Below are 24,145 nucleotides of genomic sequence, written 5' to 3' on the forward strand. Positions count from 1 at the left end.
CACAGCAACGGGCCACCAGCCCGTACATAAGGGAGGAGATATATCATGACCATATTCACCACGGGGCGTCTTGTTGCGCCGGTATTGGCGATCCTGATGGCATCGGGGGCAATGGCACAGAGTGTGACGCTTAGCTTTGCCACCAACACCCCGCCCAACAACATGCGCGGCGAGGCGGAATCGATCTTCCTTGAGGAACTGGGCAAGGCATCCGATGGCGATATCAGCATCGTTCCCTATTGGGGTTCGTCCCTGATGGAAGGGTCTGAAATCCTGGGCGGTGTGCGCGATGGCGTGGCCGACATGGGGTTCATCAATGCCAATTATTATCCCAACCAGCTTTTGCTCAACAGCGCCTATAACCTGTTTCCGCTGGGTCCGTCGAAATACGATGACATCGCTTGGGCCTTTGATCAGATGTACGAACGGGTGCCCGAACTGAACGCGGAATTTGCCAATCAGGGTCAGCGGATCGTCTATGCCTATGGCGTGACGCCGTTTGCCGGTGCGTTCAAGAAACCCGTAACCAGCGTTGAGGATTTCGCCGATCTGCGCGTGCGCGCCGCCAGCCGGTGGTATCTGAACCTGTTGCAAGGTGTGGGCGCAACGCCTGTGTCGATGCCGTGGGGGGATGTGTATCAGGGCCTGCAGACCGGCGCCATTGACGGGGTATTCACCAACATTGACGGCATTCACCGGGCCAGCCTGGATGAGGCCGCGCAGAATATCTTTTTCATGCCTGATCTGTGGCTTGGTCTGCCGTTCATCATCACGATCAACGAAGACAAATGGCAAGGCCTGAGCGCCGAGCAGCAAGAGGCATTTGTGACAGCCGCCGCTGCGGCACGCGAACGGTTTTCCTCGGTCTGGGACAGCACGATCGACAAGATTGTAACTGCGCAGAAAGAGGCCGGATACACCGTCACCATGGCGTCTGACGCCGATGTGGATGCATTCGCCACCCTGCCGATGGTACAGACCAACCGCGAAACCTGGGCGCAAGAGGCAAAGTCAGCCGGGGCCGAAAACCCCGAAGCGATCCTTGAGCAGTTCGAAACAGTGATCGGCGAAGCGCGCAATCGCTGATCCCTGCCACCCGACCTGCCCTTTTGCGCCGGATCTGTCGATCCGGCGCAGACCGCCCCCATCCTGAAGGAAGACACCGATGCTGGGAAAACCCATTGATTTCCTAACCAACCTGCTGGCCGAACTGTGCGGTTGGATGTTGCTCGTCGTGATGGGGCTGATCCTGGTCGATCTGATCAGCCGCGCCATGGGCACGCCAATCTATGGCGTGTCGGAAAGCGCGATGTTCGTGATGATCGCCATTGTTTACCTCGGCGTGCCCTACGCCGAAAAGATGAAAGCCCATGTGCGGGTGGAACTGATCCTTGATAAATTATCGCCACGCATGGCGGCGATTGTCGATCTTGTCATGTATCTTCTGGTGGTGGGCACCATGGCCGTCGTGTTTTACGCCGTGGTCAAAAACGCGGGCGTATCGTTTGACCGCCGACAGGCCATCGCCGGGCCAACGCCGCTTTTGGTGTGGCCGGTCAAATTTGTGATGGTTCTGGGGCTGGGCCTTTATCTCATTCAAATCATTATCAACGTCGGACAAGGCGTGCGCACCGTGATCCGTGGTGGCGACCCTGATCGCGTCAGCTCAGCCGGAGATTTCTGAACATGGACTTTTTCACACTCATCGGCATTGGTGCAATCATCACCTTTCTGGCCCTGCTTTTGCTGGGGATGCACCTGGCGGTGACGTTCCTGTTGGTCGGGTTTGGCGGTGTCGCGATCCTGCTGAATTCCAAGGCGGCGCTGTCGTTGGTGGGCGAAACCATGTATTCTGCCATCGCCACGCCGACCTATACGGTACTGCCCCTGTTCGTGCTGATGGGCGCATTTGCCGCCGCCAGCGGATTTGCCGAACAGGCCTATCGTTCGATCCACAAGGCAGCGGCAGGGATTCCCGGCTCGCTGGCCATTGCCACCTCATTTGGCAGCGCGGCTTTTGCCACGATCTGTGGCTCATCGCTGGCAACGGCCAGCGTGTTTGGGCGCATCGCCTATCCTGAAATGCGCCGCTACGGGTATGACCGCAGTTTTGCCCTGGGCTCTATTGCGTGTTCGGGCACCTTTGCCAGCATGATCCCGCCCAGCGGTATGTTCATCCTGTTTGCGATTTTCACCGAAACATCCGTTGGGCGGCTGTTTATGGCCGGGATTGTGCCGGGCGTCATCACCGCGACCGTCTATGCCATTTCGATGTATTGGCGCGCCAAGATGAACCCGAAACTCGCCCCGATGCTGGAAGAGGAACGAAACGTCACGCCGGGTCAGCGGGTGCGCGCCCTGGGTGGTTTGTGGCAGATCGCGTTGCTGGGCACCATCGTGATCGGTGGCATGTATGCCGGGTTCTTCACCGCAACCGAGGCCGGGGCCATCGGCGCCATCGGCACGCTTTTGTTCGGTCTGGCGAACGGCCCTTTGCGCCGCTTTGCCACCTTTCGCGGTGCGCTGCGTGAATCGGCCGAAATTACCGCGATGCTGTTCTTTATCATCGTTGGCGCGCTGTTCTTCAGCCGTTTCCTCGGCCTGTCGCGCATCCCCTATCACCTGACGCTGTTCCTCGAAAGCTGGGAGGTACACAGGCATTTCATTCTGGCGCTGATCCTGCTGACATGGTTCGTTCTGGGCATGCTGATCGTGCAAACGGCAGTGTTTGCGCTGACCCTGCCGATCCTGTTCCCGATTGTCGTCAACCTTGGGTATGATCCGATCTGGTTCTGCGTGATTGCCATGAAAATGAACGAGATCGCGGGCGTCACCCCGCCAGTGGGGCTGAATGCCTTCAGCCTTGCGGGATCAGCGGGCAAGGATGTGCGCGTTGAACACGTGTACAAAGGGGTGCTGCCGTTTATCGCCTGTGATGTAGTGGTTCTGATCCTGCTGATCGCCATGCCCGGGATCGTGACGTTCCTGCCCAACATGATGTTCGACTAAAGGAGTATTCCAATGGCAACCAGATATGATGTCATCCTGCGCGGCGGTCAGATCGTCGATCCGGGGAACGGGGTCAATCAGGTGGCGGATATCGCCATGGTCGGTGGCAAGGTGGCCGAAATCGGCGATATTGCCGGAACGGGCGAAATCGAACGCGATGTGGCGGGCATGGTGGTGATGCCGGGCATCATCGATTCACATGTGCACGTGTCGCCCTGGCTGGGCGGCGCGGCGGGGCACCGAATGATGGCGCTTGCCGGTGTTACCTGTGCGCTGGATATGGCCGGGCCGATTGACGGTGTCACCCGGTTTGCCGCGCAACACGGCTGTGGGCTGACCATCGCCTGTATTGATTATGTGCGCCCGGGTCACACTGTTACATCGGTCGATCCGGGAATGGATGAGTTGCGCGATACATTGGCACGCGCGCGCGCCTCAGGGGCGATTGGGCTGAAAATCCTTGGCGGGCATTTTCCGCTGAGCGCCGAAGCGTCGGGGCGGGTGATGCAGGTAACTGCCGACGAAGGCGCCTATGTCGCCTTTCACTCCGGCACCGTGAACACGCCGCAAAATGTTGACGGAATGCGCGAATCCTGTGATCTGGCCGCCGGCAATCCGCTGCACCTGCCCCATATCAACAGCTATACGCGGGGTTTGGATGGCTCTGCCCTGGTCGAGGCGGAAGAGGCCATCGCGATACTCAACGCGCATCCCAACATCTGGTCTGAATCCTATCTTGCGCCAATCAACGGCAATTCGGGCAAATGCGCCAATGGCACCCCCGAGGCGGTGGCGACCCAGCGCAATCTGGAACGCGGCGGATTTGAACCCAGCCAACAAGGTTTGGCCAAGGCGATTGCCGATGGCTGGGCCATGGTTCATGTGCTCAAGGATGGCATCAACGTTCTGAGCCGGGGCGCCGAAGGGTTGGCCGCCTGGCAGGCTGCCGAAACCGACATCGGCATCAGCTTTTTCGCCAACCCGCCCGAACCGCGCCTGCATCTGGCCACCGCTACCCGGTCTGATGGCAGCTTTGCCATTGACGGGCTGGCCACCGATGGCGGTGGCATTCCGCGCAACGATCTGTGCTCGCGGGGGCTGGCGCTTGTTCATCTCGACGCGCTCAGCATCGAAGGGTTTGTCATCAAGACCAGCGTCAATCCCGCGCGGGTTCTTGGCCTGTCGGCCCGCAAGGGGCATTTGGGCGTCGGGGCCGACGGTGATGTGACGGTTCTTGATCTGGCGCGTTTGGCCCCGGTGGCCAGCTTTGCCCACGGTCAACCGATCCTGCTGGATGGGCAGGTCATGGGCCGGGGCAGCCGCATGTTGGTGCCACCGCAAGCGGCGGATCACGTGCGCGCCATGGGTATGGAGGTGCTGATCGCCGAACCCGGATCGATGATTCCCGCCCGCACCGCATGAGCGGACCTGTCGAGGATATTCACCACCGGTTGACCGGGACAGGCCGCAGGCTGTTGTTGGTGTCGGGGTTGAACGGTCGGGCGCAATTCTGGGATCCGGTCGTCACCGCGCTTTCGTCGCGTTTTTCCGTGCTGACCTTTGATCAACGCGGATGCGGCGCGACACCCGATGACGGTGTGGCATGGAACATCGAAAGCCTGGCCAGCGATGCCTTTGCCGTGGCCACCCGCGCGTTCGGGGGTGCCCCGTTCACGGTGATCGGTCACTCCACGGGCGGCGCCATCGCCCAGTGGATGGCCGCGTCCCAACCCGAAAGGATCGAGGCGGCGGTTTTATCCGGCACCTGGTTGCGGGCCTCGGGATATATGCGCGCCCTGTTTGAATTGCGCCGCGATCTGTTGTTGCGCGCGCCCGATCTGGACCCCGCGCTTGGCCATCTGCTGCGCGTCCCGCTGGGGTGTTATACGCCGTTAGAACCCGGCGTTGCGCCCGATCCGGGCGTGGCCCACCGACGGATCAACGCCCTGCTTGATCATGACGGCACGCCACTGTCCCCGCGCATCACCTGCCCGACCTTGGTGGTTGCCGCCCGGGATGACAGGATCATCCCACCCCATATGGTGCAGGACCTGCACGCAAACCTGCCCCATGGCGAACTTCGCCTGCTTGTCGATGGCGGCCATTTTTTCCCCCAGACGCGCACGAAAGTTTTTGAAAGCACGCTGACCGATTGGCTGGGCAACAGGTAATTTGTGCTGTCCGGGCGTGGTTTTGAACCAAGGTCCACCCGGGGCGCGGCATGCATCCCAAGCCTGTTTTTGCTTTGCCCCCGCACCCGGTGCATACTGGGCGAAATACACCACCGGACGATTCAAGGGACGACACAATGAAAAAGATGACACCGAACTTGGCAGCATTGATGATTGGCAGCAGCCTGGCCTGTGCTGCCCCGGCACTGGCCGCGGATGATGTGGTGATTGTTTATGATGCGTCCGGGTCGATGTGGGGGCAGATTGATGGCATCAGCAAGATCGAAATCGCCCGCGATGTGATGGCCGATCTGGTTGCGGGCTGGGACACCGGCACCAATCTGGGCCTTGTCGCCTATGGACACCGCAATCAGGGCGATTGCACCGATATCGAAACGCTGATCACGCCCGGCCCGATGCAGAAAAACGAATTTCTTGCCGCGATCAATGCCATCAAACCGTTAGGCAAAACGCCGATTTCCGCCTCGGTACAGCACGCCGCCGATCTTTTGTCATACCGCGACAACCCGGCGACTGTGGTCTTGATTTCTGACGGGGTGGAAACCTGCAATGCCGATCCCTGCGCGTTGTCGGCGCAATTGGCCAAACAGGGGGTGAAATTCACCGCCCATGTTGTTGGGTTCGATCTGAAGGATGATGAAAACGCCAGCCTGTCCTGCATCGCCGAAAACACCGGCGGCATGTTTGTACCCGCCCGCAACGCGGCCGAATTGAACGACGCACTGGCACAGGTACAAAGCGCCATCACCTTGCAACCCACCGCGCCCGCGCCCGAGCCCGAGCCAGAACCCGTTTTGCCCGAAGTCATTTTGACCGGACCGCAGACAGTCACCACCGGTGCGATGTTTGATTTCACATGGTCGGGCGGCATCCACCCGCGCGATTTCATCACCATCGTGCCCATGGGCGCGAAAGACGGGGAAAGCGGCGATTACATTCGCGTCAATGACAACACCGAAGGCAGCCTGACAGCCCCGGCTGAGGTGGGCCTGTACGAACTGCGCTATGTGTTGAACGAAGGCAGACGCACCCTTGCCACCGCGCAAATCGAGGTTGTCGAAGGCGAGGTCGGGCTGGCCGGACCGCAGACAGTCACCACCGGTGCGATGTTTGATTTTACATGGTCGGGCAACATCCACCCGCGCGATTTCATCACCATCGTGCCCATGGGCGCGAAAGACGGGGAAAGCGGCGATTACATTCGCGTCAATGACAACACCGAAGGCAGCCTGACCGCCCCCGCCGAGGTGGGCCTTTACGAACTGCGCTATGTGTTGAACGAAGGCAGACGCACCCTTGCCACCGCGCAAATCGAGGTTGTCGAAGGCGAGGTTGGGCTGGCCGGACCGCAAACGGTAACCACCGGCGCGATGTTTGATTTTACATGGTCGGGCGGCATCCACCCGCGCGATTTCATCACCATCGTGCCCATGGGCGCGAAAGACGGGGAAAGCGGCGATTATATCCGCGTCAATGACAACACCGAAGGCAGCCTGACAGCCCCCGCCGAGGTGGGCCTTTACGAACTGCGCTATGTGTTGAACGAAGGCAAACGCACCCTCGCCACCGCGCCGATTGAGGTTGTCGAAGGCGAGGTTGGGCTGGCCGGCCCCGAAACCGTGACCACCGGCGCGATGTTTGATTTCACCTGGTCGGGCGGCATCCACCCGCGCGATTTCATCACCATCGTGCCCATGGGCGCGAAAGACGGCGAAAGCGGCGATTATATCCGCGTCAATGACAACACCGAAGGCAGCCTGACAGCCCCGGCTGAGGTGGGCCTTTACGAACTGCGCTATGTGTTGAACCAAGGCAAGCGCACGCTGGCCACCGCACCGATTGAGGTTGTGACAGCCGAAGTCACCCTCACCGGCCCGTCTGTTGTGCGTGCAGGCGAAACGGTGAACATCGGTTGGTCGCAAACCATCAACCCGAATGATTTCATCACGATTGTTCCGGCGGGGGCGGCAGAAGGCCGTTACGATGACTACTTTCGCGCCCGTTCCGATACCCAAAACACGCTGAACGCGCCAAAAGAGCCCGGAATTTATGAGATCCGTTATATCCTGAACAAAGGCCACATGACCTTGGCAACCGCGCTGTTGGAAGTCGTTGGAAAGGATGCGCCACTTGACGATGGCGCAGGCCTGTCGGTGCCCGAAACCGCGGCGCCCGGCAGCACGATCACCGTCACCTGGACCGGAGAGAACGACAGCAGCGATCAACGGATCGCACTTGCCCGCAAGGATCAGCCGGACTTCAGCTGGATTTCCGTTCAAAAAATCGCCGCTGAAAAAACGATGGACCTGACAATGCCCGATGAGCCGGGCCTGTACGAGGTGCGGTTTCTGGATGTTGCCGGTCGCGCGCTTCTTGGGCGCGCGGTGATCGAGGTAAAATAGCGCCGGTGCATCAGGCCGCAGGGCAAAGGCACACCGGGCGCAAATCGCGCGGTGTGCCGCCGGTTATCTCTGTGCGCGTCTTGTACTGGCGACAATGACGATGCCGATGATGATCAGCCCGGTCAGGATCAAACGCACCCCTGCCCCGGCCCCGTAAGAGTTGAGCATCGACACCACCAGAAACATGAACAGTGACGCCCCCCAAACCCCGGGCACATTTGACATGCCCCCGGCAATCGACGTGCCACCAATGACGACCACGGCGATCGACATCAACAGGTATTCCTGCCCCATGTTCAACGCCGCACCGCCCGAAAAGCTGGCCAAAAGATAACCGGCAATCGCCGCGAATATCGTGACGGCAACATACGTGGTCGCGCGCACAAGTTCCACAGGCACCCCCGCCAAACGTGCCGCGCGCATGTTCTGCCCCGACGCCAACAGCCACCTGCCCCAAACCGACCGCTCCAACAGCACCCAAACGATGATCGCCAGCACCAGCCCGACCCAGGCCACATTGGGCAGCCCCAAAAACCGCCCTGTGGCGAAATCGGCCAATTCCTGCGGTGGTTTGATCCGCAAGCCCCGGTTCGACCAGATCGCCAAGGATTGATAAATCAGCGAGGCGGCCAAGGTTGCGATGATCGGCGGCAGCCGCACAAAGAAAATCAGCGCGTAATTTGCAAGGCCAGTGCCAAGGCCAACCAAGAGCGCCACGCCAAGACCCATCAGCGCGGTGCCCGGTTCGGTGTTCATCGCCTTTAACGCCAAAGTGCCCGATAGCGTCATGGTCGCCGGAATCGACAGATCAACATTGCCGGGGCCAAGGGTGATGACCAGCATTTGTCCCAACCCGACAATCGCCGCGAATGCGCCAAAGCCCAGGGCGGCATAGGCCAGCGCACTTGCGCCACCGCCCCCGGTCAGTGCCATGGTCAGGGCAAAGGCCGCCGCCGCCGCGACCCATGACCAGAGCCAGGGGCGAGAGACCAGTGTTTTCATCACGCCCTCTTTCATGATGCACGCGCCCGGCGGGTGAACAGCAACCGCGCGGTGAGGACCAGAATCAAAACCGCCCCCTGCGCCCCGATCTGCCAATCCGACGACAGGCGCATAAAGCTGAGGAACGATGCGGCAAGTGTCAGCGTCAGCGCACCAATCACCGCGCCAACCGGGCTGACCTTGCCCCCGACAAATTCGCCCCCGCCCAGGATAACGCCGGCAATCGTTAACAAAGTGTAACGCAAAGCGATGTTGGCATCCGCCGATGTGGTCAGCCCGACCAGCGCGATGCCGGCAAATACGTTGAACAGCCCCGCCATGCCATAGGCCAGCGCCTTGAGCCTTATCACCTTCCATCCGGCCCGCCCGACCGAGCGTGCATTGCCGCCCACACCGCGCAACACCGTGCCAATGCCCGAGCGGATCACCAACACATGGGTCACACCCGCAATCAGGATCGAGGCGGCCACAGCCATGGGAATGAGTGGCGGTTTCACCGTCATCAAACTGCGCAGCCAATCGGGGCTGACGCCGCCGGGCGATGGCAGAATGAACAGGGCAAGCCCGCCCCAGATGAACGACATGCCCAAGGTGACAACAATCGCAGGCAGGTCCAGCGCATGAATCAACGCGCCCAGCGCGGCATAGGACAGAACCAGCGCCGCCAGAACCAAAACCCCCAACATCGGGTTATCATTCAGCAAGGTCGCCGTGATACAAGCGACAAGGCTGACAAACGCGCCCACCGACAGATCAATGTCATTGACCATGATGATCATCATCTGCCCGATGGTCGCCAGGGCAATCGGCACCGCAAGGTTGAACAACAGGTTCACGCCGAAATAGCTCATCGCGCGGGGCTGCATGTAGAACGTCGCCGCCAAAAGCACGGTCAGCGAAACAACCGGCAGCAGGATGCGATACCGAGACAAAAAATTCATATCAGGCGTCCTGCATTTCAAATGAAGCTTCGAGGATGCGTTCTTCGATGATGTCTGCGCCGGTCAGTTCGGCCGATATCGCGTTGTTGCGAAAAACGAAAACCCGGTCGCATTGGCAGACTTCCTCGGTTTCGGTGGAATACCACAGAAAGGTGCGGCCCTTGGCGGCCTCGGCGCGGATCATCGCGTAAACGTCTTGTTTGGTGCCCACATCAACGCCGCGCATCGGATCATCCATGACAACCACGGGGGCTTGGGATGCAAGCGCACGGGCAAACAGAACCTTTTGCTGATTGCCACCCGAAAGTGACAGGATCGGGTTTGACATATCATCGGTGCGAATACCGATCCGGCGTTTCCATGTCGCGGCGATTTCGGCCTCGGCGGGGCGGTTGACCATGCCACGGCGCGATGTCTCCGACAGGATCGACAGGGTGGCATTGCGCAGGATCGACCACAGCGGCATGATGCCATCGCGGGTGCGATCCCCGGCCACAAATACGATCTTCGGTGATTTGGGGCGCCGCCACGATGACGTGGCCCCCAGATACAGCCGCGCCAACGCTTCGGCCTGCCCATGACCCGCCAGCCCCGACAGCCCGACAATTTCACCGCGCCGGGCCGACAGACCTTCGGGCGTTGAAATCACTTCGTCACCCAGAACATGCGCCGCACCCGCGGCATCGCCCGCCTTTTCCGTGGCAACATGGCCCATATCATCGACCAGGCTTTGCCGGGTAAATTCGCCCGCCGCGCGGTCAGACACGATCAACCCATCCTTCATCACGATAATGCGCGAGGCGACGGCAAAGATTTCGCCCAGCATATGCGAAATAAAGACAACCGCGCCGCCATTGGCGCAAAATTCGCGGATATGGGCCAACAGTTGTTCGGCAATTCCGGCATCAAGGGACGAGGTCGGTTCATCCAAAATCACCAACCTGGCATCCCGGCCCCGTGGGGCGAAACCGATTGCGATTTCAACCATTTGCCGCTCGGCAATGGATAGCGTGTCAACTTCGGCGTTGGCATCGATACCGTGGCCGGGAAATACCTTATCAAGGCTCTGATTGATCTCTTTGCGCGCTTGCCGCCGCCATCCGATGCCTGACAATTCCGCGTTTGAGATGCGCAGATTTTCCGCCACCGTCAGATTGGGGCACAGCGATAATTCCTGAAACACCGACCGCACCCCCGCCGCCAGCGCGCCTTGTTCGCCCGACGCAGGAAATTCCACCGTGCCAGAGGTCGGCGGCAGACCGCCATTGACGATATTGACCAGCGTCGATTTTCCGGCACCGTTGTGCCCGACAAGGCCAAGGCATTCGCCGGGCCGAATTTCAAGACTGACGCCGTCAAGCGCCCTGACCGCACCGAAATGTTTGGTGGCATCGGTCAGGGCGACGATCGGCGCAGCGGTTTGGGCTGCGCTTTGCTGCATCGTGGTTTACTTTGCGCCCTTGGCTTCGCTGATCACCCTTTGGGCATCTTCCAGCGTATAATTCGCATTGGCGACCGAGCCGACGGGCGTGGCGGCCAGCGATTCCTCCAACGTATCCTGGGTCACGGTCAGGAACGGCACGGTCAGATCCTTTGGCACCTCTTCCCCGGCCAAGATCTGTTGCGCGACCCAAAATGCCAGGGTGCTGACGCCGGGGGCAATCGAAACCGACATGGTTTCATATCCGTTCGCCTCGTTCTGCTCTTTCCACCACAGCATTTCATCCTGACGGTTGCCCAGCACGATCAACGGGGTGTCGCGGCCTGCGGCCTTGAACGCTTGCGCCGCGCCGTAGCCATCACCGCCCTGGGTCACAACGCCGACAATTTCCGGCAGCGAAGGCAAAATGCCCGCCACGGCCTTTTGCGCCACATCCTGCGCCCAATCGCCGTGTACCGATCCGACAACTTCGAACTGGGGAAATTTCTCAACGCCTTCATGGATGCCGGCCGAGATTTCATCATCGACAAACACACCGGCAAGGCCACGAATTTCCAAAAGGTTTCCACCGTCGGGCAAACGCTCGCTCAGGTATTCAACCTGCTTTTGGCCCATGGCGTTGAAATCCACCGCGATCCGCCAGGCGCAAGGTTCGGTCACGATCCCATCAAAGCTGACAACCGTTACACCTGCGCTGCACGCTTCCTTGATTGCGCCGTTCAGGGCGGTTGGCGATGCGGCGTTGATCACGATGGCATCGTAGCCTTGCAAAATCATGTTCTGAATCTGCGCGGCCTGCTCTGTGGCCTGATTTTCCGACGTGGTGTTGGCATCTGCCGCGGCGACGATTCCGTCTGCAACGGCACCGCCTGTCACCTCTTCCCAACTGGTCAGCATCGCCTGACGCCATGAATTGCCGGCATAGTTGTTGGACAATGCAATCTGTTTGTCTGACGTGTCGGCCAGATGCGATTCTGCCGATGCGCCACTTGCGGCCACAATTACCGTCGCCGCACTAAGCAGCAGTTTTGAAATAGACATTTCTTATCCCTCCACACGCCGAATCCACGGCGCAGCAATCTTGTTGTGGCCCGTCCTCCACGCGCCATGACAAGATGGTGATACAGGCACACGCCCATGTAAAGGTTATCATCACTACCTGATCGGGATCATTTTTATCTGCCGCACGCGGCCTGCCCGGCCGGTTCCGTGTTGCCCACCCGGGCTTGTCAGCTGCGAAAAGGTCGTGCAGTGTGGGGATGTTGCCCGGGGTATCCACCCACTCTGCCGGGGTTTCCGGCAGCACGAACAGGGCGACTTTCCTAGGGAGGAGAACACCATGTTCCAACGTCTATTCGCCGCAGTCGCCATTACCGGCGCACTTGCGACCGGTGCCATGGCGCAACAAAGCTACAACCTGAAATTCCAAAGCAGTGATCCGTCCGGCTCTGCCGCCTATAAGGTGCAAGAGGCCTGGGCCGCCAGCCTGGCCGAAAAATCCGGCGGCACGATCAAGGCCGAAATGGTGCCCGCCGGCGCGATTGTTGAATATAACGAAACCCTTGATGCCATCGGCGCAGGTATCCTTGACGGGCATGTGACCGACAGTTCGTATTTCACCGGCAAAGACCCGGCCTTTGCCCTGATCGGCAACCCGGTCGGCGCCTATTCCGAACCCGAAGAGCTGTTGGCCTATTTCAACGAAGGCGGCGGCAACGAGGTTTATAACGAGATCCTCGCACCCTATAACCTGCACTTTATCGGCGCCGCGGCCCAACCCGCCGAAGCGATGGCATCGAAAATTCCAATCGACGGCGTGGATGATTTCAAGGGCGTGAAAATGCGCGCACCCGAAGGCATGGTGCAATCGGCATTCGCCATGGCGGGCGCCGTTCCGGTGAACCTGCCCCAATCCGAAGTGTTCACATCGCTCGACAAGGGCGTGATCGATGCGGCCGACGTAACCACCCTGGCCACCAACGATTCGCTGGGCATTCACGATGTGGCCAAACATCCGATCTATCCGGGCTTCCATTCGCTGCCCCTGAACGAAGTGTCGATCAACAAGGACACCTGGGAAAGCATGACCGAAGAACAGCAGGCGATGATGGTGCAATCGGTCAGCGATTATGCCACCAACCTGATCGAAACCATGCGTGGAAAGAACGAGGAAGTGGCCGCCAGACTTGAGGCCGATCCAGAGGTCACGATTCACAACTGGTCGCAGGAAGAGCGCAAGAAATTCCGCGCCTTTGGAACCGAACAGTGGAAGAAATACGCCGAGCAGTCGGAAAATGCGCAAAAGGTATACGACAGCCTGACCGCCTATCTGAAATCTCAGGGCCGTCTCTGACCCCTTGATCCCTATATCCCGGGCGGCGGTTCTGTTGCCCGGGTTTTCATTCTGATCTCAAAAGGCTGGCGTGATGTCGCAGGAAATTACCCCCAGGATCGATCCGCCTGATGTGCCACAAGACGCCCTGTCGGCGGTTCTGGTGCCATTCGGGCGGCTTTTTGGCATTGCCTTTCTGCTGATCACCGCGTTCAGCTTTTTCGAGGTCGTGATGCGATACGGGTTTGATGCGCCAACCACATGGGTGCATGAAACCACAACCGCGATGACCGCCCTGTGTTTCGTTTTTGGCGGCGTTTATTGTCTGGGCACGGATCGCCATATTCGCGTGGTTCTGATTTATGATTTCGTAAGCCCGGCCGTGCGGCGGATCATGGATATCGTGATTTCCATTGTCGGCACGGCGGCGACCGGGCTGATGGCCTGGGCCTCGTGGCCGCTGGCATATAAATCGTTTTTCCGCCCTACTGGCGAATTTCGGTTGGAAAAAACCGGCACCGCCTGGAATCCGCCCACCCCCGCCATCATCAAGACATTTCTTTTCCTCATGCTCTGCGTGATGTGCGTTCAGTTTGCGTTGCAGACCCTTCGCCACATCCGGCGCGATCCCAACGCCGAGTCCGCCGGGCACGACCCCATAAAGGTGCAGACCGGCGATGCTTGAACTTCAATCTCTCGGCATCGGTGGCGGCAGCCTTGCGATGTTCGGCATGCTGCTGGCGCTTTTGCTGACTGGTATGCCTCTCGCCTTTGTTACGATCCTTGTCGCGCTGATCTTTGCCCTTGGCTGGTTTGGTCCGGTGGTTGTGCCCATTGTGACGACGCGGATCTATTCGTTCATGATGCAATACGTTTTCGTGTCGATTCCGATGTTCGTGCTGATGGCGTCGATCCTTGATCGATCCGGAATTGCGCGCGATCTGTTCAACGCGATGAGCGTTGTTGCCGGGCGCCTGCGCGGGGGTGTCGGAGTGCAGACATTGCTGGTTTCGGTGCTTTTGGCGGCGATGTCGGGCATCATTGGCGGTGAGATCGTTCTGTTGGGTCTGTTGGCGCTGCCGCAGATGTTGCGCCTTGGGTATGACCGTCGGTTGGCCATCGGCATTGTCTGCGCGGGCGGTGCGTTGGGCACGATGATTCCACCGTCGATCGTTTTGATCATCTTTGGCCTGTCGGCGAACGTTTCGATTGCCGAACTGTTCACCGCATCCTTTGCGCCCGGTCTGCTGCTGGCCACCTGTTATGCCATTTACGTGCTGACGCTGGGCAATCTGTTTCCCCATATGGCCCCGGTGCCCGATGTCGAAGACACACAAACCACGCTGGCCGAAAAGCTGGTTCCGCTCAAGGGGCTGATCCTGCCGCTGATCGTGGTGACCTTTGTTCTTGGCTCGATCTATGGCGGTATTGCCTCGGTGACCGAGGCGTCGGCCATCGGGGTTGTCGGGGTGATCCTGTCAACGCTCGTGCGGGGTGAGCTGACGTTCAAGATGCTGATCGATTCGGGGCTTCAGACCCTGCGCACCTGTGGCATGATCGTTTGGATCGGTGTCGGGGCAACGGCGCTGATCGGGGTTTACAACCTGATGGGCGGGATCGATTTCATTAAAACGCTGCTTTTGGGCGTGTCGGACGAGCCGATCTATGTGCTTTTGACGATGATGCTGATCCTTGGGGTGTTGGGCATGTTTCTTGACTGGGTCGGGATCGCGCTTTTGACCATTCCGATCTTTGCGCCGATTGTCGTGTCCTTGGGCTATGATCCGATCTGGTTCGGGGTGCTGTTTTCGCTGAACATGCAGGTGTCGTTCCTGTCACCGCCGTTCGGGCCGGCCGCATTTTATCTGAAAAGTGTGGCACCGCCCGACATATCCCTTGGCACGATATTCACCTCGCTGTTGCCGTTCATCGCGATTCAGTTGTTCGTTCTGGCGCTGGTCATTTCCTTTCCGGGAATTGCCCTGTGGTACAGATAAAAATGGTAAGGCCCGGCCCCGGTGGATCAGTCGATAACCGGGTCCAGCCCCATCAGATGGCTCAGCGGCACATGATCGTCGGTCAGAATCTGCGCCATTTTCTGGTTGATCATGCTGTCGATGAATGCGGGGGCAAGGGGCTGAAACCGCGTCATATCGGGGGTCGGCGCATCGATTGAGGAAACCGGGCTGTCTTGTGCGCTGGCCAACACCACAAAGATCCGCCGCTCACCGGGTTTTGGTTGGCTGGCGGCGGTCCAGACTTCGACGCTGGGAAACACATCGCGCAATGTCACCAGAACTGCCGCCAGAACATCAAGCCGGTTCACACTGTCTACGACGTTCATGGTAAACACCCCACCGGGGGACAGACGGTCAGACACCAGTTGAAAGAACTCCTGCGTCACCAGGTGTTCGGGCGCGGCGATATCGGTAAAGGCATCGCCAACGATCACATCGTATGTCTGCGCGTTGTTTCGCAGCGCCATGCGCGCGTCGGTGTGCAGCACCGTTGCCGTTTCGGGTTTGAACCAGAAGTGTTCGATGGCTGTGGCGGTGACTTCGGGATCGATTTCGGCAATGGTGATGCCTCCGATCCCGCGATCTGCCCAGGCGCGTGGCACCGTATAAGACCCGCCGCCAATATGAAACGATGTGAAATCCGTGCGCCCCATGCGCATCCGGGGCAAGGCATCCAACATCGCGCCGTGTTCGGTATACATTATACGCGGGGTATTTCCGGCACTGATCCCGTGGGCAAGGTGATCAATCACCATCAGGTTCACGGGGTTTTGCGGATCATTCGACAGGGCGACGGTGCGAATGCAATAATAACTGCTTTCCCGGTCGCATATCGAAGGAAGCCGCGCCGCCCCTGCCCCAATCACAAACACCAGCCCGAGTCCCGCGATCAGCACCGCCCCACCGCGCCGTGACACCCCCCCAAGCCAGAAACAGATCAGCGCCGCCGCCAGATATATCCCCGAAATCGTAAGCAGCGTCGCCACCGAGCCGATCCACGGAATAAACAGGAACCCGGCCAAAAGCGTGCCGAAAATCGCCCCGATCGCCCCGGCGGCAAACATCGCGCCCAGCGCGCGTTCCGATTGATCGCGCCCGCGCATGGCCGCCACGGTCAAAACCGGTGCCGGCACCCCGGCAAAAAGCGACGGCAAGAAAAACGCCAGCGTGGTCAGGGTGGTGATCGCCGCCAAAGGGTGCAGCAGCGTGTCAATCACCGGCCCCGACGCCATGCGCAACACCAACGTTGCGCCCGCCGTGGCACAGGCAGCGGCGATCATCGTCCAACCGGTGATGCGCAGGGCACGGCCGGTTTCGGCCGCCGCAATCCGTCCGCCCCACCAATGGCCCACCGAAAACCCGGCCAGGACAACAGCAATGATCGAGGTCCAGGTGTACAGGCTCATCCCGACATAGGGGGCAATCATCCGCCCCGCCACGATTTCAACCACAAGGCTTGACGCGGATATGCCCGCCTGAAGAAAGATCAGCAGCCATAGTGGCGCGTGTGAGGGTTTGTCAGAGGTTTTCATCATATCCACAGCCGATCCTTCGCCAGAGTTTTGCCAATATATCTGTCGGGATAAAGCAATGGAATGGGAACAAAGGCCAGATGCACACGGCATCAAGCGGCCAATCCAACGCGCGGTGTCAAAATCGCGCGTTGGAACCGCAATCGGGCCTAGGCAAACTTGCCGCTGAGATAGTCGACATAAGGCCCCGTATCACCGACGCGCAGCCCCAGATCACCCAAAATCTGTGCGCGGGTTTTCGAGCGGCCATGGCGCCAGACCGCATCGCCCAGCGCGGCGCGCAACGGCGCGGTATCGGCCCGGTTCAGCGCGGCGCGCACATCGGGCTTTGCCGCATCGAAATGTTGCATCAGCTGCGCGGCCGTGGCGTTTCCGATGGTATAGGTCGGAAACGACCCGATATAGCCGACCGACCAATGCACATCCTGCAGACACCCTTGGGCGTCGTTTTCAACACTTACGCCCAGATCGGCCTGCATCGCCTCGCGCCACACATGGGGAATATCTGCCACCGACAGGCTGCCATCCATCAGGGCCATTTCAATTTTAACCCGTAACATGATGTGCAGATCATAGGTCAGCTCATCGGATTCCACCCGGATCGGCCCCGGCTCTACCCGATTCACGGCGGCGATGAATTCCTCGGCGCTGACATCGCGCAGCTGATCGGGAAAAGTATCGCGCAGCCGGGGAAAATGCACATTCCAAAACGCTGCCGTGCGCCCCACATGGTTTTCCAACAGGCGCGATTGGCTTTCATGCATGCCAAAACTGGTGCCACCCACGGCATAAAGCCCAATCATATCAGTGGCAAAGGCACCCCGGTCATGGTCCGGTGACACGCCCTGTTCATACAGGGCATGGCCAACCTCATGAATTGATCCAAAGATCGACATCGGCAGGTAATTTTTCGGCCAACGCGAGGTGATGCGCACATCATTACGGGTGAAACTTACCTCAAAGGGATGCACGGCGGTATCCAGCCGCCCGCGATTGAAATCATAGCCCAGGGCGCGCGCGGTGTCGGCGGCGAACCTGTGTTGCAGTTCGGGCGCGAAATCACGGTACAGGAAATCGGTGCGCGGTTTATCGCGGCCCCGCGCCACGTCAAGCACCGGCAGGATGCCCGCGCGCAATTCATCGAAAAACGCCGACAGGCTGGCCGCTGTTTCGCCCGGTTCGTAAATTTGCACCATTGGGTCATAGGGGTGGCCATCATACCCCAAGGCTTGGGCACTTTGCCGGGCCAGATCGACAACCTTTTCCAGATGCGGGCGAAACAGCGCAAAATCGCCGGTTTCGCGCGCCTTGGCCCAGGCTGCACTTGCCACGGTGGCCTGTTCCGCCTGTTCGCGCAGCAATGCGGCAGGCAGGCGCGCGTGATGGTCAATGGCCTGTTGCACGGCCTGGGCCGCCGGATCGTCGCCCGCCGCCTGCACCGCGTCCTGCATCCCCGGATCAAGGATCATGTCGCGCGCGATACCCAGAAGGGTGGCAATCTGATGCCCGCGCGTGGCCGCGCCGCCGGTGGGCATTTGGGTGCGCGCATCCCAGTTCAGCGTGTTCACGGTACAAAGAATATCGTTCAGGCGCCCGATCCGGGCAGTCAGGTCATTGGTCATGCAGCAGCCTCTGATTTCAACTCAACTCCGCCATCGTTGAGATGGCAGGCAACGGTGCGCGCCGGGCCAGCATCCGACAAACGCGGCACTTCGACCCGGCAGCGTGGCCCGGCAAAGGGGCAACGCGGATGAAAGGCACAGCCCGGCGGTGGATTGATCGGCGATGGGATTTCGCCCTTGATCGCCTCGAACCGCCGTTTGCCAGTGCCCACTGTGGGAACCGAGGCAAACAGCGCCTGAGTATAGGGGTGTTTGGGATCGGCATAGAGCTGATCGGCGGGGGCCAGTTCAACCAACCGGCCCAGATACATGATCGCCACCCGGTCACAGACATGGCGCACCACCGACAGATCATGGGAAATGAACAGCGCCGTCAGCCCCAGATCGCGGCGCAGATCCATGAACAGGTTCAACACCTGCGCCTGAATCGACACATCAAGCGAGGCGACGGCCTCATCCAGAACCAGAACTTCGGGCTCCATCGCCAAAGCCCGGGCAATCGCCACACGCTGCCGTTGCCCGCCGGAAAACTGATGCGGCAGGCGGTCGGCATAGGCCCCCTCAAGGCCGACCTTTTCCAACAGCTCACGCATTCGCGCGCGCACCTGATCGGCTGGAATAATCTTGTGATGGCGCGGCCCTTCGGCCAGGGTTTCGCCCACTTTCATACGCGGATTGAGCGATGCGAAGGGGTCCTGATGGATCATCTGCACCTGCGTCGTCAGCTTGTCGGTATTGCCGCCCACCTGTCGCGCGATGGGTTTGCCATGCAATGTTACCGCGCCGTCGCTGGGCGCATAAATACCCGACACGACACGGCCCAAGGTGGATTTTCCACAGCCGGATTCACCGACAATGCCCACCACTTCGCCCTTGATCACCTCAAGCGAGACATCCGACAGCGCGTGCACGACCACAGGTTTGCCGCCCCCCGTCAGCCGCCCCACCAGACGTTCGGCCAACCCGGGCATCCGGGTGAACCGTTTGGACACATGGTCGATTTTCAGGATGGGATCGGTCATGAACGCTCCAACGGATGATGGCACAGCACGGTTTGCCCGTCTTCGGTGACGACGGGCGGTTCGGTCGCGCAAATATCGGTTGCCCGGGGGCATCGGGGCCGGAACGGGCAACCCGACGGCAAACGCGACAGTTGCGGCGTTGAGCCGGGGATTTGCGGCAGCGGTTTACCCGGCTCATGGCGCGCCGGGATCGAATCAAGCAGCCCCATCGTATAGGGGTGGCGTGGGTGGCCAATCACCTGCTGCGCCGTGCCGCGTTCCACGATCCTGCCCGCATACATAACGCAGATATCATCGGCCAGCGATGACACAACCGCCAGATCATGGGTGATCCACACGATCGCCGCGCCAGTACGGTCGGCCAAATCGCGCACCTCGGCCAAAATCTGCCCCTGGATCGATACATCCAGCGCGGTTGTTGCCTCGTCCGCGATAATCACCGATGGGCTGTGCAGCAAAGCCATGGCAATCGCCACCCTTTGGCGCATACCGCCCGATAATTGGTGTGGATAGGCGTGCAACCGTTCGCCCGCCGACGGAATCCCGACCGTTTCCAACGCTTTGCGCGCTTCTTCCAATGCCTCGGTCTTTGACATGCTGCGATGCACGCGCACCGCCATCGCCATCTGATCGCCCACACGCAGAACAGGATTGAGGGTCATCATCGGGTCTTGAAACACCATGGCCACGCGGTTGCCGCGCATCTTGCGCATATCCTCATCGGACAATTCGCGCATGTCTTTGCCATCAACCAAAACCTGACCGGCGCACACCTCGCCCGGTGCGTCAATCAGGCCAAGGATGGAAAACCCCGTCACGCTTTTGCCCGAGCCGGATTCACCGACCAGACCCAGAATCCGGCCCTTTTCCACGGCAAAGCTGACATCGTTCACCGCTGTCACGGCCCCGCCGCGGGTTTCAAAACGGGTGGTCAGGCCCCTCACCTCTAATGCTGCGGTCATCGGCTGTTCCTCGGGTCGATTACGGTGCGCACCTGATCGCCGACAAGGTTGATCGCAACCACCGTGACCATCAGGAAAAGGCCGGGATAGATCGAAAGCCAAGGGCGCCCGGCGTGAATGTATTTGAACCCGTTGGAAATCAGCGATCCCAGCGAGGGTTCGGTCAGCGGCAGACCGACGCCCAGGAACGACAGTGTCGCCTCAAGCGAAATCGCCGATGCCACCTGCACCGTGGCCACAACAATCAGCGGTGGCAGAACGTTGGGCAACAGATGTTTGAACATGATCCGCCGGGTCGGCAGCGGGGTAGAGCGCGCCGCCTCGATGTAATCCTTGCGCCGCTCGACCGATGCCGCGCCGTGGGTGGTGCGCGCGAAATAGGCGTATTGCGCCACGACCAACGCCAGAATGATCTGCGGTATCCCCTGCCCCAGCATCGCCACCATGACCAGCGCCAGCAGGATCGCGGGCATCGACAGTTGCAAATCGACAATCCGCATCAACAGCGCCTCGATCCGGCCCCCGAAATAGGCGGCGGTCAAACCCACGGTGATGCCCACGGTCAGCGCCAGAACTCCCGCCGACAGGCCGATCACGAAACTGGTGCGCAGGCCGTAAAAGATGGCCGACAACATGTCGCGCCCGGCATTGTCGGTGCCCAGCAAATGCTCGTACCCGCCCGACCCCTCGCTGCCCGGTGGCAGAAACGCATCAAGCCAGTCAAGATTGGCCAGATCATAGGGGTCTTGGGGCACCAGCCAGGGCGCGCCAAACGATCCGACAACCAATGCAACAATCACGATCAGCGCGGCAATCGCCACCCAAGAGCGCGAATAATCCGACCAGAAATTGCGCAAACGCACGGCGCGGGTTTCGGCAGGCGGGGCGGCCGGAACCGCCAGGGTGTTGCCACCCGGTGTCAGGGTATCGGGCATCACGACCCTCCTTTCAGGCGCACACGCGGATCAAGCCGGGCATAGATCAGATCGACCGTCAGGTTGATGAAAACAAACAGGATCACCACCATCACCAGATAGGACACCATCACCGGGCGATCCAATTGCAGAATCGAATCGATGATCAGCTTGCCCACCCCCGGCCAGTTGAACACCGTTTCGGTGACAACCGCGAAGGCCAGCGTCGAGCCAAGTTCAAGGCCGAACACGGTGACCACCGGGATCGAGATATTGCGCAGGATGTGGGAAAATACGATCTGGCGGTCGGGCAACCCCTGGGCGCGGGCAAAGCGAACATATTCGGCGCCCATCGCCTCGACCATGCCAGCGCGGGTGAGGCGGATCAAAAGGCCCATCTTGAACAACGACAGATTGATCGCGGGCATGATCACATGCGACCATCCCTCAGCCGTGGCCAGCGATGTCTTGAACCACAGGAAATCGGCCACCGGCCCACGCCCCCCCGAGGGCAACCAACCCAGTTCGACCGCAAACGCCATGATCAGCAACATGCCGATCCAGAATGTCGGCACGGAAAAGCCAAGAACCGACAGTGCCATGATCAGTTTTGCGCCAATGCTGTTGGGGCGATACCCGGCATAAAGCCCGGCCGGTATGCCGATCACGGCGGCAATCGTCACCGACACCAGAACCAATTCGATGGTCGCGGGCAGCCGCGAAAACACCAGCGACGTGACCGAGATGTTATAGACCATGGATTTGCCCAGATCACCCTGGAACACATTGCCGACAAAGGTAAAATATTGCTGCCACAGCGGTTGATCCAGGCCGTATTGGCGGATCAGGTTTTCACGTATTTCGGCGGTCGCGCCCGGATCGATCATCACGTCAATCGGATTGCCGATGGCATAAACCCCGACAAAAACGATGATCGACATCACGAAAACGACCACGACGGCCTGCGACAGTCTTCCGACCAGATATCCGAACATCGGCAACCTCGTGTTTCGGCCCCTGCATCAGGGCAGTATCGGTGTTGGAAAAGACCGGAGCGGCGCACCCATCAAGGCGCGCCGCCCCTGTTTTCAGATCAGATTTATTTCGGCGTGATCGCGTAGGCGCGGGTTTCCTGATCAATCCGCGGTACGAAATTCAGCTTGCCAGCCTTGGCCGCCGATACGCTTTGCAAGATTACGGTCGGGATCAGCGCGCGGTCTTCCATGGCGATGAACGACGCTTCTTCATACAGCTTCCTGCGCGCTTCCGGGTCCAGCGTTTGTGCGCCTTCGCCGAACACACGGTCGAAATCGGGGTTGGAATAGCCCGAGCGGTTGAAGTTGCCGAAGCCCTTTTCAGGATCCTTGGTATGAACCAGTGCGCCATAGGTATAGGCGGCCTCACCCGTCAGGGTGCCCCATGCCGACATCGTCATGGTGTATTCCTCGCGCGCGGCGGCGGGGAAATACACGGTGCCGTTCAACGCCTGCGCATTCACTTTCAGCCCGGCGCGCGACCACATTTGCGCCAGCGCCTCGCAGACCACGGCATCGCCGGGCACGCGGTTGTTGGTGCAGGTGAAATCAATTTCGAATCCGTCGGGATATCCGGCTTCGGTCAACAATGCCTTGGCCTGTTCGATATCATAGGCAGGGGCGGGCAATTCGCTGGAATACCCAAAGAACCCTTCTGGCATCAACTGATTGGCAGGGGTGCCCAGACCTTCGAGAACGATACTCACCAGAACGTCACGGTTGATCGCCAGATCCAGCGCCTTGCGCACGCGCACATCCTGCAACGGATTGCCGTCAACCTCTTTGCCGTTCACCTTGATCGGCTGGGGCTCTTCGTCTTTTACCGATGGCGCGATATTCAGGATATACACCGAATCCGACACGAATGTATCGATGCTGCTGTCGTTTTTCATCGACAGGTAATCGGTCGCAGGCACATAGTTGATCATATCCACCTGGCCCGATTTCAACGCGGCCACGCGGGCGGCATCATCAGGGATTTCGCGGCGCGTGACCTTGTCCCACACGGGTGCGTCGCCCCAGTATCCGTCGAACTTTTCCAGCACCAGATCGCCTTTTGGCTCCCAGCTGACAAAGGTGAACGGCCCGGTTCCGATGGCCTTTTCGCCCGAGTTGAATTCTTCGTTGCGGGCTTCCATGCCGGTTTCGCTGGGCACCACGAACAGACGGGTGAAATCGTTGGGCAGGGATGGCGCCATGCCCTTGGTTTTCACGCGCAAGGTGTAATCATCGACCACTTCGACCGAATCGACGTATTTGGTATACAGGGTCATCGGCATCGGGCCGGTGACTTCCGGGATGCGTTCGATGCTGAATTTCGCGTCTTCGGCAGTAAAATCGGTGCCGTCGTGAAATTTCACGCCTTCGCGCATCTTGAATTCCCACGTCGTATCGTCAATCGCCTCCCAGCTGACGGCGAGGCCGGGCTTGAGCTGCAGGGTTTCATCCACATCGACCAGCGTATCAAACACGTGGCGCAGGGATTCCGCCTGACTGCCCAGGGTTGACCAGTGCGGGTCGATGGAATCAGGCCCGGCGCGCAAACCAATGGTCAGATCCGCAGCCATCGCCGACGGGGCGACAACCACCAGGGCAAGGGCGGCAAGGCCCGATTTGAGAGTATTCAACATCATTCCCATGTCTCCATTTGTTATATTTATCTGTAACACTACGCGGCGAAACTTTTTTTCGTCAAGCCAATTTACACCAAAAAACATCGCC

The 24,145-nt window shown here is 59.7% G+C and carries 20 protein-coding genes; 9 read left to right on the forward strand and 11 right to left on the reverse strand.

Annotated features, from left to right (window positions below; genetic code table 11):
- Window positions 1-45 precede the first annotated feature (45 nt).
- The 6 genes from dctP to C8265_RS02435 all read left to right on the forward strand — a co-directional run bounded on the left by dctP (window position 46) and on the right by C8265_RS02435 (window position 7,603).
- Window positions 46-1,086 (forward strand): TRAP transporter substrate-binding protein DctP, encoded by a 1,041-nt coding sequence (gene dctP / locus C8265_RS02410; RefSeq protein ID WP_108482361.1) that lies wholly within the window; start codon window positions 46-48, stop codon window positions 1,084-1,086.
- A 79-nt stretch (window positions 1,087-1,165) separates the two neighbouring features.
- Entirely contained in the window at window positions 1,166-1,684 is a 519-nt protein-coding gene (locus C8265_RS02415; protein ID WP_108482362.1) for a TRAP transporter small permease subunit, read from the forward strand.
- Between the two features lie 2 nt (window positions 1,685-1,686).
- The gene (locus C8265_RS02420) at window positions 1,687-3,009 is read left to right on the forward strand and encodes a TRAP transporter large permease (RefSeq protein ID WP_108482363.1); all 1,323 of its coding nucleotides are present in this window, start codon (window positions 1,687-1,689) and stop codon (window positions 3,007-3,009) included.
- A 12-nt stretch (window positions 3,010-3,021) separates the two neighbouring features.
- Window positions 3,022-4,431: an amidohydrolase family protein gene (locus C8265_RS02425; protein ID WP_108482364.1), complete on the forward strand. Its 1,410-nt coding sequence runs from the start codon at window positions 3,022-3,024 to the stop codon at window positions 4,429-4,431.
- Entirely contained in the window at window positions 4,428-5,180 is a 753-nt protein-coding gene (locus C8265_RS02430) for an alpha/beta fold hydrolase (RefSeq protein ID WP_108482365.1), read from the forward strand. The genes C8265_RS02425 and C8265_RS02430 overlap by 4 nt, the downstream gene beginning before the upstream one ends.
- A gap of 137 nt (window positions 5,181-5,317) precedes the next feature.
- A complete protein-coding gene (locus C8265_RS02435) occupies window positions 5,318-7,603 on the forward strand; it encodes a vWA domain-containing protein (RefSeq protein ID WP_164512247.1) in 2,286 nt (761 codons plus the stop codon).
- A gap of 63 nt (window positions 7,604-7,666) precedes the next feature.
- On the opposite strand, the gene C8265_RS02440 is transcribed toward C8265_RS02435, so the two are convergent.
- The 4 genes from C8265_RS02440 to C8265_RS02455 are packed head-to-tail and all read right to left on the reverse strand — an operon-like array spanning window position 7,667 to window position 12,028.
- The gene (locus tag C8265_RS02440) at window positions 7,667-8,605 is read right to left on the reverse strand and encodes an ABC transporter permease (protein ID WP_108482367.1); all 939 of its coding nucleotides are present in this window, start codon (window positions 8,603-8,605) and stop codon (window positions 7,667-7,669) included.
- Between the two features lie 11 nt (window positions 8,606-8,616).
- Complete coding sequence (locus C8265_RS02445) at window positions 8,617-9,546, reverse strand: ABC transporter permease (protein ID WP_108482368.1); 930 nt, start codon at window positions 9,544-9,546, stop codon at window positions 8,617-8,619.
- 1 nt (window position 9,547) lies between these two features.
- Window positions 9,548-10,987, reverse strand: a complete 1,440-nt coding sequence (locus tag C8265_RS02450) for a sugar ABC transporter ATP-binding protein (RefSeq protein WP_108482369.1) — start codon at window positions 10,985-10,987, stop codon at window positions 9,548-9,550.
- Window positions 10,988-10,993: 6 nt separating this feature from the next.
- Window positions 10,994-12,028, reverse strand: coding sequence for an ABC transporter substrate-binding protein (locus tag C8265_RS02455; protein ID WP_108482370.1), 1,035 nt, complete (start codon window positions 12,026-12,028; stop codon window positions 10,994-10,996).
- Between the two features lie 298 nt (window positions 12,029-12,326).
- On the opposite strand from C8265_RS02455, the gene C8265_RS02460 reads away from it, so the two are divergent.
- The 3 genes from C8265_RS02460 (at window position 12,327) to C8265_RS02470 (ending at window position 15,316) form a co-directional block, all read left to right on the forward strand.
- Entirely contained in the window at window positions 12,327-13,340 is a 1,014-nt protein-coding gene (locus C8265_RS02460; protein WP_108482371.1) for a TRAP transporter substrate-binding protein, read from the forward strand.
- 73 nt (window positions 13,341-13,413) lie between these two features.
- Window positions 13,414-14,004 (forward strand): TRAP transporter small permease subunit, encoded by a 591-nt coding sequence (locus C8265_RS02465; protein WP_108482372.1) that lies wholly within the window; start codon window positions 13,414-13,416, stop codon window positions 14,002-14,004.
- Entirely contained in the window at window positions 13,997-15,316 is a 1,320-nt protein-coding gene (locus C8265_RS02470) for a TRAP transporter large permease (RefSeq protein WP_108482373.1), read from the forward strand. Before C8265_RS02465 ends, C8265_RS02470 begins: the two co-directional genes overlap by 8 nt.
- Before the next feature lie 26 nt (window positions 15,317-15,342).
- Here C8265_RS02470 and C8265_RS02475 read toward each other — a convergent pair whose 3' ends face one another.
- From C8265_RS02475 to C8265_RS02505, 7 genes are all read right to left on the reverse strand, one after another.
- Window positions 15,343-16,872, reverse strand: coding sequence for a fused MFS/spermidine synthase (locus tag C8265_RS02475; RefSeq protein ID WP_240610954.1), 1,530 nt, complete (start codon window positions 16,870-16,872; stop codon window positions 15,343-15,345).
- Between the two features lie 146 nt (window positions 16,873-17,018).
- Window positions 17,019-18,491, reverse strand: a complete 1,473-nt coding sequence (locus C8265_RS02480) for a carboxypeptidase M32 (RefSeq protein WP_108482374.1) — start codon at window positions 18,489-18,491, stop codon at window positions 17,019-17,021.
- Complete coding sequence (locus tag C8265_RS02485; RefSeq protein WP_108482375.1) at window positions 18,488-19,513, reverse strand: ABC transporter ATP-binding protein; 1,026 nt, start codon at window positions 19,511-19,513, stop codon at window positions 18,488-18,490. Before C8265_RS02485 ends, C8265_RS02480 begins: the two co-directional genes overlap by 4 nt.
- Window positions 19,510-20,475: an ABC transporter ATP-binding protein gene (locus C8265_RS02490; protein WP_108482376.1), complete on the reverse strand. Its 966-nt coding sequence runs from the start codon at window positions 20,473-20,475 to the stop codon at window positions 19,510-19,512. The genes C8265_RS02485 and C8265_RS02490 overlap by 4 nt, the downstream gene beginning before the upstream one ends.
- The gene (locus C8265_RS02495) at window positions 20,472-21,410 is read right to left on the reverse strand and encodes an ABC transporter permease (protein ID WP_206050239.1); all 939 of its coding nucleotides are present in this window, start codon (window positions 21,408-21,410) and stop codon (window positions 20,472-20,474) included. The genes C8265_RS02490 and C8265_RS02495 overlap by 4 nt, the downstream gene beginning before the upstream one ends.
- Entirely contained in the window at window positions 21,410-22,384 is a 975-nt protein-coding gene (locus C8265_RS02500; protein WP_108482377.1) for an ABC transporter permease, read from the reverse strand. The genes C8265_RS02495 and C8265_RS02500 overlap by 1 nt, the downstream gene beginning before the upstream one ends.
- Window positions 22,385-22,488: 104 nt before the next feature.
- Entirely contained in the window at window positions 22,489-24,057 is a 1,569-nt protein-coding gene (locus C8265_RS02505) for an ABC transporter substrate-binding protein (RefSeq protein WP_108482518.1), read from the reverse strand.
- Window positions 24,058-24,145: the final 88 nt, after the last annotated feature.

This window comes from Oceaniglobus ichthyenteri, assembly GCF_003057885.1.
GTDB lineage: Bacteria > Pseudomonadota > Alphaproteobacteria > Rhodobacterales > Rhodobacteraceae > Oceaniglobus > Oceaniglobus ichthyenteri.

Coding starts and splice junctions, on each gene's coding strand:
- C8265_RS02485 (WP_108482375.1), bottom strand. CDS start 19,513: ATGACCGATCCCATCCTGAAAATCGACCATGTGTCCAAACGGTTCACC.
- dctP (WP_108482361.1), top strand. CDS start 46: ATGACCATATTCACCACGGGGCGTCTTGTTGCGCCGGTATTGGCGATC.
- C8265_RS02505 (WP_108482518.1), bottom strand. CDS start 24,057: ATGATGTTGAATACTCTCAAATCGGGCCTTGCCGCCCTTGCCCTGGTG.
- C8265_RS02480 (WP_108482374.1), bottom strand. CDS start 18,491: ATGACCAATGACCTGACTGCCCGGATCGGGCGCCTGAACGATATTCTT.
- C8265_RS02440 (WP_108482367.1), bottom strand. CDS start 8,605: ATGAAAACACTGGTCTCTCGCCCCTGGCTCTGGTCATGGGTCGCGGCG.
- C8265_RS02460 (WP_108482371.1), top strand. CDS start 12,327: ATGTTCCAACGTCTATTCGCCGCAGTCGCCATTACCGGCGCACTTGCG.
- C8265_RS02490 (WP_108482376.1), bottom strand. CDS start 20,475: ATGACCGCAGCATTAGAGGTGAGGGGCCTGACCACCCGTTTTGAAACC.
- C8265_RS02470 (WP_108482373.1), top strand. CDS start 13,997: ATGCTTGAACTTCAATCTCTCGGCATCGGTGGCGGCAGCCTTGCGATG.
- C8265_RS02455 (WP_108482370.1), bottom strand. CDS start 12,028: ATGTCTATTTCAAAACTGCTGCTTAGTGCGGCGACGGTAATTGTGGCC.
- C8265_RS02495 (WP_206050239.1), bottom strand. CDS start 21,410: ATGCCCGATACCCTGACACCGGGTGGCAACACCCTGGCGGTTCCGGCC.
- C8265_RS02465 (WP_108482372.1), top strand. CDS start 13,414: ATGTCGCAGGAAATTACCCCCAGGATCGATCCGCCTGATGTGCCACAA.
- C8265_RS02500 (WP_108482377.1), bottom strand. CDS start 22,384: ATGTTCGGATATCTGGTCGGAAGACTGTCGCAGGCCGTCGTGGTCGTT.
- C8265_RS02445 (WP_108482368.1), bottom strand. CDS start 9,546: ATGAATTTTTTGTCTCGGTATCGCATCCTGCTGCCGGTTGTTTCGCTG.
- C8265_RS02435 (WP_164512247.1), top strand. CDS start 5,318: ATGAAAAAGATGACACCGAACTTGGCAGCATTGATGATTGGCAGCAGC.
- C8265_RS02420 (WP_108482363.1), top strand. CDS start 1,687: ATGGACTTTTTCACACTCATCGGCATTGGTGCAATCATCACCTTTCTG.
- C8265_RS02430 (WP_108482365.1), top strand. CDS start 4,428: ATGAGCGGACCTGTCGAGGATATTCACCACCGGTTGACCGGGACAGGC.
- C8265_RS02425 (WP_108482364.1), top strand. CDS start 3,022: ATGGCAACCAGATATGATGTCATCCTGCGCGGCGGTCAGATCGTCGAT.
- C8265_RS02450 (WP_108482369.1), bottom strand. CDS start 10,987: ATGCAGCAAAGCGCAGCCCAAACCGCTGCGCCGATCGTCGCCCTGACC.
- C8265_RS02475 (WP_240610954.1), bottom strand. CDS start 16,872: ATGATGAAAACCTCTGACAAACCCTCACACGCGCCACTATGGCTGCTG.
- C8265_RS02415 (WP_108482362.1), top strand. CDS start 1,166: ATGCTGGGAAAACCCATTGATTTCCTAACCAACCTGCTGGCCGAACTG.